The organism is Pedobacter sp. WC2501 (assembly GCF_052682415.1).
Genome location: NZ_JBQZFI010000001.1, coordinates 4,268,668 through 4,284,229, shown reverse-complemented (window position 1 = coordinate 4,284,229; position 15,562 = coordinate 4,268,668). Strand labels below are relative to the sequence as shown.

Annotated in this window: 12 protein-coding genes; 3 read left to right on the top strand and 9 right to left on the bottom strand. The window is 37.1% G+C overall.

Features of this window, described 5'->3' with window-relative positions; all coding sequences use genetic code 11:
* Window positions 1-146: 146 nt before the first annotated feature.
* The 8 genes from ACUN24_RS18070 to ACUN24_RS18035 form a co-directional block, all read right to left on the bottom strand.
* Window positions 147-845 carry a LytR/AlgR family response regulator transcription factor gene (locus ACUN24_RS18070; RefSeq protein ID WP_445563770.1) on the bottom strand — a complete coding sequence of 233 codons (699 nt, stop codon included), beginning with the start codon at window positions 843-845 and terminating at the stop codon, window positions 147-149.
* A complete protein-coding gene (locus ACUN24_RS18065; protein ID WP_445563769.1) occupies window positions 842-1,885 on the bottom strand; it encodes a sensor histidine kinase in 1,044 nt (347 codons plus the stop codon). The genes ACUN24_RS18070 and ACUN24_RS18065 overlap by 4 nt, the downstream gene beginning before the upstream one ends.
* 152 nt (window positions 1,886-2,037) lie before the next feature.
* Complete coding sequence (locus tag ACUN24_RS18060) at window positions 2,038-3,261, bottom strand: ABC transporter permease (RefSeq protein WP_445563768.1); 1,224 nt, start codon at window positions 3,259-3,261, stop codon at window positions 2,038-2,040.
* A gap of 12 nt (window positions 3,262-3,273) precedes the next feature.
* Window positions 3,274-4,020, bottom strand: coding sequence for an ABC transporter ATP-binding protein (locus ACUN24_RS18055; RefSeq protein WP_121284866.1), 747 nt, complete (start codon window positions 4,018-4,020; stop codon window positions 3,274-3,276).
* Window positions 4,020-5,213, bottom strand: coding sequence for an efflux RND transporter periplasmic adaptor subunit (locus ACUN24_RS18050; protein WP_445563767.1), 1,194 nt, complete (start codon window positions 5,211-5,213; stop codon window positions 4,020-4,022). Before ACUN24_RS18050 ends, ACUN24_RS18055 begins: the two co-directional genes overlap by 1 nt.
* Before the next feature lie 45 nt (window positions 5,214-5,258).
* Window positions 5,259-6,554 (bottom strand): TolC family protein, encoded by a 1,296-nt coding sequence (locus ACUN24_RS18045; RefSeq protein ID WP_445563766.1) that lies wholly within the window; start codon window positions 6,552-6,554, stop codon window positions 5,259-5,261.
* Between the two features lie 369 nt (window positions 6,555-6,923).
* A complete protein-coding gene (locus ACUN24_RS18040; protein WP_445563765.1) occupies window positions 6,924-7,946 on the bottom strand; it encodes a S66 peptidase family protein in 1,023 nt (340 codons plus the stop codon).
* Window positions 7,947-9,097: 1,151 nt separating this feature from the next.
* Entirely contained in the window at window positions 9,098-9,259 is a 162-nt protein-coding gene (locus ACUN24_RS18035; protein WP_445563764.1) for a hypothetical protein, read from the bottom strand.
* 304 nt (window positions 9,260-9,563) lie between these two features.
* Here ACUN24_RS18035 and ACUN24_RS18030 point away from each other — a divergent pair, with 304 nt between their 5' ends.
* The gene (locus ACUN24_RS18030) at window positions 9,564-10,862 is read left to right on the top strand and encodes a DEAD/DEAH box helicase (protein ID WP_445563763.1); all 1,299 of its coding nucleotides are present in this window, start codon (window positions 9,564-9,566) and stop codon (window positions 10,860-10,862) included.
* 161 nt (window positions 10,863-11,023) lie between these two features.
* Here the strand turns inward: ACUN24_RS18030 and ACUN24_RS18025 are convergent, their stop codons facing one another.
* The gene (locus ACUN24_RS18025) at window positions 11,024-12,349 is read right to left on the bottom strand and encodes an OmpA family protein (protein WP_445563762.1); all 1,326 of its coding nucleotides are present in this window, start codon (window positions 12,347-12,349) and stop codon (window positions 11,024-11,026) included.
* Window positions 12,350-12,825: 476 nt separating this feature from the next.
* On the opposite strand from ACUN24_RS18025, the gene ACUN24_RS18020 reads away from it, so the two are divergent.
* On the top strand, window positions 12,826-13,848 hold the full coding sequence (locus tag ACUN24_RS18020; RefSeq protein ID WP_445563761.1) for a GntR family transcriptional regulator: 1,023 nt from the start codon (window positions 12,826-12,828) through the stop codon (window positions 13,846-13,848).
* Between the two features lie 9 nt (window positions 13,849-13,857).
* Window positions 13,858-15,450 carry a solute:sodium symporter family transporter gene (locus ACUN24_RS18015; RefSeq protein ID WP_445563760.1) on the top strand — a complete coding sequence of 531 codons (1,593 nt, stop codon included), beginning with the start codon at window positions 13,858-13,860 and terminating at the stop codon, window positions 15,448-15,450.
* Window positions 15,451-15,562 lie beyond the last annotated feature (112 nt).

Sequence of the window (15,562 nt, the reverse complement as noted above, 5' to 3'; positions counted from 1 at the left end):
TTCTGAGGAACGAAGAATCTCTAAACTATGCCGAAAATTTAAGCTTTTCCGTTGATTGCTTTCCGCTTGTGGTTAGCCAGGCGATTTGTATTCTATCGTTTACAGATTCTTCACTACGTTCAGAATGACAAGTTGCAAGAATTAAATTATTTAATCAACTTTTCAATTACCTGCTTATAACTATCGCTTACCGGCAATTCCTTATCATCAATAAATAAAGCATTTTTTCTAATCGATGTTATTTTATTGATATTTACGATAAATGATTTGTGGATCCTTTCGAAATAAGCGGGCAGTTGTTCTTCTATACTTTTCATACTCATACGTACTACCGCGGCTTTTGGACTAGTTGATATATGGATCTGGATATAATCTTTGAGTCCTTCTATGTAGGTAATCTCATTAAAACTAATCTTCATTAAACTGTAGCCCACATTTACAAACATATAATCCTGTTTGGGTAAGTTGTTATGTTCTGCCGATTGTTTGAGTTCGTACAGGTCTCTAGCTTTATTGCAGGCTTTCATAAAACGATCAAGCGATACCGGTTTCATTAAATAATCCACCACATCGAGTGCAAAGCCATCCAAAGCATATTGTTTATAGGCAGTAACAATAATCACCATGGGCTTTTTAACCAAGCTCTGGATAAATTGTAAGCCAGTAATACCCGGCATCTGGATATCGATAAAAATAAGGTCTATCGATTGTTCCTGCATCATTTTATTGGCAGCAAAAGCGTCATCACAACTAGTTACCAGCCCCAAAAAAGGAATACGGCTGATGTTGTCAGCCAGTAATTGCAGGGCTAAAGGCTCATCATCAATGGCTAAACATTTTATCATACTGTTAATTTTAAAGTGAGGTAAACATTAAACCAGCCATCTTTTTTCTCTATTTCCAGCTGATGCTCTTTACCATAAAGTAAATTTAGCCTTCTGCTTACATTCGCAAGGCCAATGCCCGATGCAGCATCTTTTACCTCATTTTCATCTTCGCTAAATTTATTCCGGACAGTAAATGTCAAAAGTTCGTTTTCTGTTTTTAAATCAACAAAAATCTGCGGTTTTTCGATCATGCCAACGCCATGTTTAAAAGCATTTTCAATAAAGGGGATCAGTAACATAGGTTCAATTTCATCAAACTCTCTTTCTATATCAATGTTCGTTTCTATTACTACTTTTTTGCCGAAGCGCTGTTTTTGCAGATCTATATAAGCCTGCAGGTATTCGGTTTCCGTTTTGATGGATACTTTTTCTTCATCGGTTTCATAAAGCATATATTGCATCAAACCGGATAATTTCATCACCGTTGGCTCCAATTCGTTACTTTTTAGTCTTACCAGCGCCACAATGTTGTTTAAAACATTAAAAATAAAGTGCGGACTGATCTGCGAACGTAAAAATGAAAGTTCGGTTTTCATGTTCTCTTGTTCGCGCTGCAAAGCTCTTTTCTCTTCATTAATCCGTTCAGAAATCATGGTAAAAGCGGTACTGGCGGCAATGGTCAATAAAAATGTTGGTGTATTAAACCAAAGTGTACGGCCAAGGTTAAAATCAAAATCGGGCAGTAAAATCCTGAATAATATAGAGTGAATGGTAATGGCCGAAAGTAAACAGCCAACAAACGATAAGCCATACCACAAATATTTCTTTCTGTAGAAAAATGATGGAATTAAAACCTTATTATTTAAATAAAATATAGCAATCCAATAAAAATAACTGATGAAATTTAAGCGAAGGAACTGGTTTTCTTCGTAACTGCTTAGTGGGTGAGGGGGACGGCTACGGTTAACATTAATGATATAAGGTAAAGTGATCAAAACCACCCATACCAAGATATGTAGGGTAATTTTTATCCACTTTTTGGAGAAATTAATTGTCATTATTTTTTCTTTGGCGCTTTGCATCGCTAAGTTATTATTTATTATGTTTTTACGCTTTGTCACGCTGAATTTATTTCAGGGATCATGTTAAAATGCATTAAGATCCCTTACCTGCGCGGAGATGACGAGAGCGCTAGCCCTAGTCCTGATCGCTACTCGTATCTTAATGCATCAATCGGATCTAAATTAGAGGCTTTTTTGGCTGGATAATAGCCGAAGAAAACACCAGTAATGGCACATACAACAAAGGAAATAATAATTGAAGATTCTGCAATTAAAATTGGCCAGTTTAAGAAATAGGAGATGAGGTATGCTGAACTTACACCCAGAATTACCCCGATAATTCCTCCTGTGATACTAATTAATATAGCCTCTATTAAAAATTGCATCAAAACATCTTGTCCACGAGCCCCGATAGACATGCGCAGGCCGATTTCGCGGGTACGTTCGGTAACCGAAACATACATAATATTCATAATCCCAATACCACCGATAAACAGTGAAATACCTGCAATAGCGGTTAAAAGAACGGTAAGCATACTACTGGTTGAACTGATGGTGCTAATTAACTCGGCCTGTGTACGAACCTGAAAATCGTCGGTTTCTGCCGCAGTTAACCTGTGACTTTCTCTTATAGCATCCGAAATTTCGGTTGTAGCAGCTGCGCTTGAAGCTTCAGTGGTTGCAGAAGCATAAATACTCTGTAAATAATTGGTCGCGGTGATCCTTTTTTGTACAGTAGTAAAAGGGGCAAGGATAATATCATCCTGATCCTGGCCAAAATTACTCTGTCCTTTAGGTTCTAAAATACCAATTACCTGAAAAGGAATATTTTTAAACCTGATGATCTGCCCGATTGGGTTGCTTCCGTCAGGAAATAGGTTATCGATTACGGTTTTACCCAACAGGCAAACCTTGGCAAAGCTTTTTACATCATTTTCAGAAAAAAGAATACCATCCTGAAGTTTTAATTGGCGGATGTTCAGATAATCCGGACTCACCCCTGTAATGGTAGTTGGCCAGTTATAACCACCTTTAATGGCCTGTCCACTGGTAGAAACCACAGGCGATAAACCATTTATATTTTTAGATTTTAACTTTTGAATCGCTGTAATATCCTCCAGTTTTAAAGTCTGGATACTGCTACCCTGTAAACGTACACCACCGGGCTCATTGCTTTGGGGCATTATAGTAATCATGTTCGAACCCATTCCTGATAATGAAGACCTGATACTTTGTTTCGAACCTTCACCAATGGCCATCATGGCAATTACCGCGGCCACACCGATTATGATGCCAAGCATGGTTAAAAAAGCACGTAGCTTATTTCTTTTTAATGCCCTAAAGGCAATCTTTAATAAATTTATAATGCTCATGATCTTCTCAAATTAGTAATCATCAGATTCTGGTAAATTGGCAAGTGCCTCTTTGGCTGAACGTTGATTTTGGTTAATGCTGTCCTTTTGGATTTTTCCGTCGCGAAGCATAATTGTTCTCGTACTAAAAGCAGCAATATCTGGCTCATGCGTTACAAAAACGATGGTTTTTCCTTCTGCATTCAGCTCCTGCATCAAAGCCATAATCTCATAAGAGGTACGCGTATCCAGGTTTCCTGTAGCTTCATCGGCCAAAATCATCACCGGGTGATTAACCAAAGCCCTGGCAATGGCTACACGCTGCTGCTGACCGCCAGAAAGCTGACTTGGGGTATGATCAAAACGCTCAGCGAGTTTTACCGATTCGAGTGATTTAATGGCTCTTTCTCTTCGTTCTTCCGCTGTAATGGTTTTGTTGTAAAATAGGGGCAATTCAACATTCTCCAGTGCCGATGTTCTGGGCAACAGGTTATAGGCCTGGAAAACAAAGCCGATCTTGGTATTACGCAAACCAGCCAGTTCGTCACGGTTTAAACTCTTTACATCAACACCATCAAGCAGATAACTGCCTTCAGTAGGTTTGTCTAAACAACCCAGAATATTTAAAAGTGTTGTTTTACCCGAGCCACTACTGCCCATAATGGTTACAAATTCACCGGCCTTGATATCAAAAGTGATTCCTTTCAAAGCCCTAACGGTTTGATCACCCATTACAAACTCACGTTTTAAATCGTGTATATCTAATATCTTCTGTTCCATTATTTCCTTCTGTTACCGCCTGGACGTTTTGGCATAAAAGGACTAGATTGACCTTGTGCTGCCGCCTGACTTTTACCCATGCGCTGTGAACCTGTAATCACTACATCTGCTGCTGCTAATCCTGATAAAACTTCAACATGTGTATTGTCGTTTATACCGGTTTTAATTTTCTTCTGTACCAATTCTTTCGGACTTTTTTGTACCCAAACATAAGCCTCATCTGCTCCAGCAGGTTTCCTGTCTGGATTAACCCAGGTCATTTGATATTTACCTGCTAAAGTTGAATCTGGAGCAAACTTTATAGCTTTGGCAGGAATAAGCAGCGCATTATTCACCTCTTTAGTGAAGATGGTGATATTTGCTGTCATACCGGGTTTTAACTTATTCGCATCATTTGAAGTATTGATGATCGTTTTATAAGTAACCACATTAGAGGAAATGGATGGACTTAACCTGATTTCTTGTATGGTTCCTTTAAAGGTATCGTTTAAAAAGGCATCAACAGTAAACGTGGCTCTTTCTCCCTTTGAGATATTGCCTACATCAGCCTCATCTACAGAGGCTTCTACCTGCATTTTAGTCAGATCTTTAGCAATACTGAAAATGGTTGGTGTGCTGAAGCTGGCCGCTACGGTTGTTCCTTCACTAACACTTCTTGAAAGCACCGTTCCATCAATGGGAGAATAAATGCTGGCCAGTGACAGATTCTTTTGAGCAGAAGCAAGTTGAGCCTTAATGCTATTAACCGATGCTTTTGAAGCATTATAGGTATATAGTGCATTATCATAATCGGCTTTGCTCACCGCACCAACCTTATACAGGTTGCTTTGCCGGCTGAAATTACCCTGCTGATAAACCAATGCACTTTGAGCACTTACCAGATTGGCCTGATATTGATTTACAGTAGCTTCGAACAGGGTTTTATCCAATTCGGCCAATAACTGTCCTTTTTTAACCTTCGAGTTAAAATCGGCATAAAGTGTTTTAATAGTTCCCGAAACCTGGGTACCTACAGCTACGGTATCTACCGGTTGCACCTTTCCTGTGGCTGTAACATTTTCTGAAATATAACCCATTTTAGGTTTTTCGGTTTCGAGAACAACCACCTGTTCTTTTTTGCGCAGCGCGAAATACCAAACAGCAAACAATGCAACTGCGATACCGATGATAATAAATATTGTTTTCTTTTTCATGATTCAAATATTAAGTAGACTAGGCGGTAACCATCATCATGTATTTTAGTTAGTAATAGGAACTCCTGTATAAAAGTTATAGATTTTGGTGTAAAGACTTGCTGTATATTTTGCCTGAACAAAGGCCTGTAATGCCTGTACATATAAATTTTTCTGTTGCAGGTTTTCTACAATGTTATTGGTACCTTCTTTTAAAGCTGCGTTAGAAATCCTTAATGCCTCGCTTGTATATTTAAACTGCTCTTGTGCAGCGGCATATTGGCTGTTTGCATTTTGTACGTTAATGTAAGCGCGTTCTACATTTTGAGTCAACGTTGTTTTGGCATCTAAAAGCGATAAACGGGCCTGCTCAATGCCGATATTTGCTTTCGCCACATTTGTTTTGGTCACTTTTCTATCAAAAATCGGAATGGAAAGTGTTAAACCTAAGTTTTGATAAAAACTATTATTTAACTGGTATCCATAACCACCGATATTATTATTGTTATAGCCTGTATTTAGCGATCCTCCTAAACTCAGCGTAGGGCGTAAGGTTGATTTTGCTTTGGCCAGTTCGGTGCTTTGAAGCTGGATATTCAATTCTCCGCTTTTAATTTCCGGACGGGTACGCAAGGCTTGATCTTGTGCCGAGGCTAAATTATCCAATGCTGGAGCAACGGCAACGGTATCGGTTGTACTTACTTCGAAAGGTGTAGTTGTAGGAATTTGCAACAGTTGTTTTAAGGTTAAAATATTCTGCTGTAAAGTATTTTGTGCAGTAACCAAAGTATATTTATCGTTGGCATAAGTGGCCTGCAACTGCAATAAATCTTTTTTGGCTATGGTTCCAAATTTAAATTGCTGTTCTGATTGTTTAACCTGGGCCTCGCTAGTGGTCAACAGATCTTTTAAGTATGTGATATTTTCTCTGGCCAGTAAAATATTCAGATAGGCCTGGGTGATGGAGATGGTAATGTCATTTTTGGCTGCTTCTACCGATAAATTTGCGGTTTGCAGACTGAGTTCTTTAGCCTTAATGTCGTTTTTTAAATAACTTCCATTGTACAGCGTCATATCTGAACTTAAGCCAAAACCACTGGTATTTTGCAAACCGGATTTATAATTGGTGACGGCTTGTGAAACATTTCCCGATAAATTTGGGAGTACAGCGGCTTTTGAAGCAATTAAATTTTGCTCAGCCGTTTGCGAACTCAGCTTTAAGGTATTGATGCTGATGTTTTTTTCTTTGGCATACTCGATAGCAGTTTTTAGATCCCAAACCTGTGGGATATCCTGAGCTTCGGTTTTGTAGCCCGCACCAAGCAAAATGAGTACGACAATATATTTAATGTATCTGCTCATGGCGAATAAATTTTGTGTCTATGAACTATTGAACACAAAAATATATCCGGTTAAGGCCGCATTTTAACAATTGAGACCAATGCAGAAAATACTGCGACGAAAGGTTAAAACTTTGAGATCACTCAAAATTTATGATTTAATATAAAGTTTAGTTTGTCTGTTTTTTGGATCAGTTAGGCATCATAAGTTTAACTGAATTTCATATCATAGACATCGTCATGCTGATCCGATAGCTATAAGGTTTATTTTACAAGTAGAAATAGTGTTTTCAATTGTCTTGTAGCTACTACATGGTCAGCATCTTTTCTGAAATAAAGACCCCGAAATAAATTCGGGGTGACGATCGGATATATAAAATATTGATGTGTGTTAAACCGTTCGTAATACCGACCCGGTTTCATTCACTATAAAAGTATGTCGTACACCACATTTCAGTGCAAAATTATTACGTTGGTGACCAACCGGAAAATCGAATGCGATAGGGTAGGCGTATTCTTTTACCTTTTCGAGCACAATATCATAAATGGTTTTGCCAAATTCCTCGCCTGTATCATCAGGTTTGATTTTAAAACCACCAACAATTAATCCCTTTAGGTTTTTCAGTTTGCCGCTACGTTTTAGGTTCCACAACATTCTATCAATGCTGTAGAGGTATTCGCCAGTATCTTCGATAAAAAGGATTTTATCTTTTGCATCTAAATCAGAATCGCTATCTGCCAGTGTTTCAATGATACTCAGGTTTCCGCCTACTAAAATGCCATCAACTTTTCCTTGCCGGTTATTCATGTTAGGAGCGGCGGTGTACCCCATTTGCTCACCAATTAAAGCATTTTTTATGGATAAAATCGTTTCAATCTGTATGGGTTCGGCTTTACTCCAATCATCAGGAAAACTATTGCACATTTTGGAGTGGATAGAGGCAATACCATAATTCTTGGCCAAATGGCAATGTAAAACAGTAATATCACTAAAGCCAATAATCCACTTTGGCTTTCTTTTGAACAAAGAGAAATCGAGTTTATCGATTATCCGTACAAAACCATAACCACCACGGGCACACATAATGGCTTTTATGGTTGGATCATCAAGCATTTGCTGAAAATCCGCTAACCTTTCATCATCGGTACCGCCATAAGTAAAATCGCGTTTGCCAATGGTGTCGCCTACTTTTATGGTAAAACCCCAACTTTGCATCTGTAAAACCGAGGGCTGGATTTGCTCTTGTGTAATATATCCCGCCGGACTTGTAATCCCAACGGTATCGCCAGGTTTTAAGTATGGCGGGATTTTAAAAGATGAACTTTCATTTTCTACTGTACTCGCCAAGGTTTTAAAAGCAGGAAATACAGTTGCAGCTGCTATAAATGAAGAAAGGAAATGTTTTCTGTTCATCTAAAATAGGGTAGTGGAATTGATATGGCTAAATATAGGATTTAAAATTCTTGCATAAAAGAAAAGGGATTTATATCCATAAATCCCTTTTTTAAACCAAACAAATTAATCTGTAAAAGATTAGTATAATGTGAATTATATAAATAACCACGAATGAAATAAAATGTTTTGAGATTTTGAAAAAAGATTAAAACACCTAATATTCATTTTGTTCATGAAAGAACTTTCTGTGAGATCATTTACTTTTCAGAATCCCTGTACTTGCTCAATAGCCCTGATGGAAACGGAAATACTTTTTGGCTACACAATATTGTATTTGTGAATACATTTCCAAAAAGATTATAGTGAACAGCAGGACCAAGCCTTTACTATAAGCACTGAAACTGCGCTTCTAAATAATCAAAAAGTTAGGATGTTTGATTGGTATCACTCGCTGTGCTACCATTGAGAGACTCCAAAAAAAGGGTCGTCATTGCGAGTAACCATCAGGTCTGTGGCCTGAAAAATATAGGAATAACGTCCTATATGCGCTTTCTAACGTATTATGTTTAAGATTTTGCTCCTGCAAAACTCATTGAGCTAAGATGTCTAAGGTAGTCGTAAAAATTAAAGATTATGTTGGTTAATTAACCACCTTAGACACCTAAGAACATCTAATTCATTAAATAATCCTTTAGGCTTTCACACCATATAAGGACATGTAAGCTTATATAGTTCTTAAATGTCTTATATGGTCAAAAAAATAACACTAAATATCAGTTGTTTACATTAACGTCATTATAAGGTATGAAGCAATCTTAAAGCGCAGGCTGTTAGCGATCGTTGTAAGATTGCTTCGTCGGCTGAAAAAGCCTTCTCGCAATGACGATTCCTCGCCGGAACATAGCAATAGAACGCTCTGTCAATCATATTAATTTTTATAAAATAAATTATCCCTCAGGATGACAGCATTTACTCAAAAAGGTAAAGGCTACCCATCGCGGATAGCCTTTGCTAACAACAAAACAAATATAAGATAACCAAATCTTGCCTGATTGAGCAGAATCAGGATAAAGTGTTATGAGATACACTTTGCGGCCTAGTAATGGATTCGAACCATTATAAAGAGTTTATGAAACTCCTACCTTCCCATCGGTCAACTGGCCGTTTTTTTATAATTGCTTTAATGCCAAATAATCTCTTAGCTCTAAAATTTGTTCTTTATTTACACTATCTTCATCCTTTACAATTGCCGGTTCTTCTGTTTCTGTTTGCAAGGGATAAATGAGTTTCGGATATTCAGCTATGGCTGGGTACTGAAAATAAATTGACATGATTTTATTATTTAATTGTTCAACATATTTTTTGTTAATGATTAAGGATGAGCAAATATAAAAATAAGTATATAAAATCTACAGATTTAGTAGTTTTTATATTGAAATACATTTTAACTAACTCACTTTCAGTATAATAATTTTTATTTCAGTTCGATTTTATTGAAATATCGGACTGAAGTTGATAACCCTATCAGGAATAGTTCAATTTTTCCTTCCGATCTATTTTCAAGCCTTTAAATTCAATTTCAGAAAAGCTAATTATTTTAAGGATATTTGCAGTTCAAACATTAAAATAGTAATTGTGTCTTTAGATAAATTAAAACTTAGCAAACCACTTGTAACGGCCATGACTGATGCAGGATTTTTAACTCCAAAAGAAATCCAGTCCAGAACAATGTCGCGTATTTTAGGTGGACAAGATGTTATAGCGGTGGGGCCAGAGGGTTCGGGAAAAACTACAACTTATGTTTTAGCTACTTTAATGAAGTTGAAGTACGCTTTTGAGGAAGCACCAAGGGCTTTAATTTTAGTACCAGATGCAGAACATGTAGATCATGTTTTGGAACAATTTAAATTATTAAACCGTAACAGTACATTTAGAATTTTAGGAATTGATAGCCGTGGCGCTGTTGATACCCAAATGAATGAAATAACAGATGGCTGCGATATTATTGTAGCCGTACCAGACCGTGCCCGTGCCTTGTACCTAAAATTAGCATTAAATACAAACAAAATTCAATTGTTTATAGTGGATAATGCGGAGCTTATTGTTAAAAAAGGACTGCAATTACCAGTTGTAGAATTAGCTAATAGTGCTTATAAATCTCAGCATGTGGTATTTACAGAGGTAATGCACGAAAAATTGAACCACATGATTTCGCCTTTCATGAAAGATTCTACCACAACCATCGAGGTAGATGAAATAGGAGAAAAGCAGGCTGAAGTTTATCAGCAGATGCTTTATCTGGTACCGAATTTCAGAACAAAGCTAAACCTGTTAACCTTATTATTGGGCGATACTGAAATTTTTGATAAAGTTGTGGTTTTTGTAAATACACGTTTAACTGCACAAACAGTTTATAAAAACTTTAATCAGCATAAAGAAGGTGAAATTAGTATTTACCGCTCGCTGTTTTTTGATGATAAAGGTTATGATGATATTGAAGACTTTAAAGATAATCCTGAAGCCAGAGTTTTAATCGTAGCTAACGAGAATTTAGGCGAACTTAATATTGAAGGAATTCCTTTTATCCTGCACTTTGAATTGCCAGAGCAGAAGGAAACTTTAATTCAGCGCATTGTTAAACGTGGCGATGAAGATGTAGTGGCTATTACTTTTTCTACTGATATTGAATTGATTGAGGTGAAAAAAATTGAGCAGGCTATAGGCCAGAAATTGGAGGTAATGGAATTACCTGAAGATTTGAAAGTGGTTGATGCTGCTGATAAACCGAAGAAAAAGAAGGGTGTTGAAGAAGATGAATCTTCTGAGCGCGGCGCTGCATTTCATGAAAAGAAAGCCAGCAACCTGAAAAACTACAATTATAGCGCAGGCACTAAAGCCAAAATGACTTATAAGAATAAAAAGGGATTGTCTTAACAACGGGGGAGTCACCATGACCGATAGCTATCGGATTTATTTCAGGATCCATTCAGCCAATAAATATCCTGAAACAAGTTCAGTATGACGATTTCTACTATATGAAAAAAGCTCCTCAGAAATTAATCTGAGGAGCTTTTTTCGTTAACCGTTATTTACGATTAGTATAAAGTAAACTCTACACGACGGTTTTGTTGACGGCCAGCTGCAGTTTTGTTTGTTGCAATTGGTTGGTCAGGTCCGTAACCTGTAGCTTCAATTCGTGATGCATTTGCACCTTGAGATACTAAGTAAGCTTTCACTGATTCAGCTCTGTCTTTAGATAAACGTAAGTTTAACTCTCTACCACCAGTATTATCAGTATGACCAGCTAATTTTAAGCTAAAGTTTTTATCTACCAATAAACCAGCAACACGGTTTAAAGTGGCATAAGATTTAGAACGGATAGTTGATTTACCTAAGTCGAATTCTAAGTTAGAAATCGCATCTTTAACCACTTTACGATCTTCTTCAGTAATTACCCTTGTTTCTTTAATTACTTCACGTTTAACTTTGATTGGGCAACCAGAACCATCAACAACTGTACCCGAAGCAGTACCAGGGCATTTGTCGAATTTGTTAGCTACACCATCATTATCGTCATCACCAAGGTCTTTAGCATACTGTTCTCTATCGCGTTGTGCATTTTGCTCAGCAGTAGATAATGCTCTTCTTAATTCAGCACTTTCATCAGCACTTTGCTGACGTAAGTTAGCCAATGAACTATAGTTTTGTAGCTGAGGTTTTTCTTTACTTCCTAAGGCAAATTCTAAACCTGCGTGTGCATAAGCAAATCTGTCATTACCACCAATGTTAACTCCATCGAATTTAGCAGATTTAACAAAATTTACATCGTAACCTAAATCTAGATTAATACCTTTGGCAACACCCAATTTAAAACCAGCACCTACTGGCACAAACCAGCCTTCTCTGTAATAACCTGCATCTTGCGTATTCGCTGGCATAGTAGTAGCACCTGATGACATGTAACCTGCACCCGCTTTTAAGTAAGGGATTATTACCGCATTTTCGTTATTGATGTTAATGTTGGCAACGTTCCAAACTGCTGATAAAGCTCCAGACCACTGGATGTTTGTTTTGTAACCAGTGTTTGCGATGAAACCACCTACGCCGTTAGAAGCTCTTAATTCTTCAACTTTACCAGCTAAGAAATCTGCCTGGATACCTAACTGTGGCAAAATTTGTTTTTTAATGTAACCACCGTAACCGATATGTTCTACTGGAGTTTCAAATTGGTGGTTAGAGTTGCCAAAAATAGTTCTTGGGGTTAGCAAACCTCCATGTACACCTATTGACCAGGTACGGAACTCTTTAGGAGAGAAACGTCCTGTAGTGCTCGTAGTTGTTGGTGTATCCTGGGCAAACAATTGTGATGATAAACCTAATAATGCAACCAACATTGTTGATTTTGTAATTCTCGTATTCATGCTCTATTATTATTTTTAATATTAGTCTCTTAACAGTTTTTTTACCGTACTGTTTTGCATGGGCTAAGAAAAAATCTTGCCAAATACTATGTTTCTTAGGCAAACAGCATATTATCAGAAGATTAGCATATTAAATTTATTTCACAAAAAAGTTACATAACAATGGATACTAGCTTTATTATGTATAGAATACTATACATAAAGGGGGGTGTATTAATTTTTTTTAAATCTATTTATCTAATGAATTTTTCAGATTGAACATTATTTGTATGGTTTTTCTTCGTCATATTTTAAAGCAATATTTGGTTGAATGGCTAAAATAGCTGCGCTATGTTCAAGGCGTATGACGATACTTATATTAATATCTGCGTTACATTTTGTGTAAGAATTTGAAATTTCATCAAATTATCTCTATTAAATTTATATATTTCGGGCAAATTAACCGCCAACAAATCGATTAAACCAAATATTACTGAATGAATAAGGAAAAGTTGTTCAATGAAATAAAAGCGTTGAGCATCATAAATTCTTTCTCGAAACACGAACAGCTTGTACAAGGGATCATCAACGGACTAAATCATAAACTGATTGCCAAAGGTGATATTTTGCCATCCGTTAACGAAATGATGAGGGAAACCGGTTTTGCCAAAGAAACCATTGGTAAGGCTTATAAAGAGCTGATCAGCAGGGGGATTTTAGAATCGAAGAACAGGATGGGCTATTTTGTAGCTACTAACGATACGGAACAGCACCTGAAAGTTTGTTTGCTGATTTACGCTTTTGATACCTTCCAGGAAACATTTTACCAGAATTTCCGTGATCATTTAGGTGAGAACATCCAGGTTGATGTATATTTTCACCACAACAATTTTAGTGTTTTCGAATCGATCATTAATAGCAACAAAGGCCAGTATGGCTTATATGTAATTGCACCGATTGAAAGTAGCGAGGCCAAAGAAGTTTTGGAGCAATTACCAAAAGAAAAATTGTTGATTGTAGATCGCTATGTAAAACTAAAAGGTGATTATTCTTACATTGTTCAGGAGTTTGAAAAGGCTTCTTATAAAGCTTTTTTAGAATTGGCACCCAGAATTAAAGAATTTTCCGAATTTATTTTCTTCTTTAAACCTTCTTCTGCAGAGCCAAATGAAGTATTGATTTCCTTTAAACGTTTTATAAAAGAATTTAACATCAATGGGGTAATCAAAAACAGTTATGAGGCTGGGAGTATTGCACCCGGTAAGGTTTATTTTACCATACACAACCTTGAGCTTTGGGAAATGCTGAAAGATACCAAGGTTAAAGGCTTAAAGGTGGGCAAGGATTTGGGTATCCTTTCGCATAATGATGATAACGTTAAAGAAATCATATTTGATGGGATTACCACCTTTTCGATCGATTTTGCGCACATGGGCCGCCTGGCTGCAGAGTTTGTGCTGAGCTTAAAACCCATTAAACAGGTAATGGAAAATAAACTGATCAGAAGAAATTCACTTTAACACCATCGCGTGGGAACAACGGCCATCATCAGTTTTATCCTGTTCACGGTTTTGGCCGCGACCATTTCTTATTTCAAAACCAGAAAAACACAAAGATCAACCATTACTGGTTTTTTCTTTGCCAACCGCACCAATGGTTTTATTATTATCAGTGCTTCACTGTTTTTTAGCAACATCAGCGCCAACCAGTTTATAGGCGAAAACGAATCGGTTTACATCAATAACATGTCGGTAATTGGCTGGGGGATTTCCTCCATTTTTGCCATGATTATCGTTTCTGAATTTTTTATTCCCATTTATTTTAAAACAGGGATCCGCACCATTCCTGATTTTTTGGAGAAACGTTATGATAAACAGACCAAAACCCTGGTATCGGTTGTTTTCCTGTTTAGTTACATCATTAACCTGCTACCGTCGGTACTTTATGGTGGGGCAGTGGCCTTTAGCAACCTGATTGATCTTTCGGGCTTTCACCTTTCCTACTGGGAAAGCATTTGGGGGTTTGTATGGATTATGGGACTAATCGGTTCGGTTTATACCATTTTAGGTGGTTTTAAGGCCATAACCATTTCTGATACCGTATTGAGTGCCGGTATGCTGATCCTCATTGTTGCCCTTCCATATTATGGATTGCGCTATCTGGGTCATGGCGATTTTTTCAGCGGCCTGTCTACGGTTCTCTATACCAAAAAAGAACACCTCAATGCCATTGGCAGCAATAATGACGCTGTTCCTTTTTCTACATTATTTACGGGTATGCTCATCGTAAATCTATATTACTGGGGCATGGAGCAGTATATTATCCAGCAGGTACTGGCAGCCAAAAGTTTAGAAGAAGGTCAGAAAGGTATTGCATTAACCTGTTTTGCCAAATTGCTTTGTCCATTGCTGATCAATATCCCCGGCTTAATCGCGGTACACCTTTATCCCGTTTTAACCAATACCAACCAGGTATTTCCATTGCTCATTAAAGATGTACTGCCCCCACTTTTAATGGGTTTATCTGCCTGCGTACTTTTTGGCGCGGCCATTACCACCTTTAATGCAGGCCTGAACAGTTCGAGTACCTTATTTCTCCTCAATTTATACAAACCTTTTATGGAGAAAAAAGGTAAAGAACTATCTGATAGGAGTTTATTGAGAACAGGGCGGCTTTTCCAGATTTCAGTTTCGCTCTTTGCCATGGCCTTTGCACCTTTTATTATTTTTTCGAAGCATGGTTTTTATGAGTATTTGCAGAAAATCAGTGCCATTTTTAGTCTCCCCATTTTTACTATTATCTTCTTAGGATTTATCACCAAAAAAATGCCGCCCATTGCTGCTAAAATCGGGATGCTTTTCTTTATTTCCTGTTATGTGTTAAGTGAGTGGGTATTTTCTATCCACCTGCATTACCTGCATACATTGGCCATTATCTTTATCATTACCGTTTTATTGATGCTGTCCATTTCTAAGTTGTACCCCAAACAAACTCCATATACTTTGGTGCTGGATAATAAAATTGAAATTATTCCCTGGCGGAATAGACATTATTATCATGTTGTATTGATATCGCTTATGGCACTTGTCTTTTTTATTTTCTCCTCTTATATACTTGCTTAGTCCTGTATTTCAGTTGTTTATATATTTTATTTCAACGCTTGGAATATTAAATATTTTGTTTATCATTGTATCTGAAAATAATAGGATAGGATAGTATAGGATAGTTAATAGG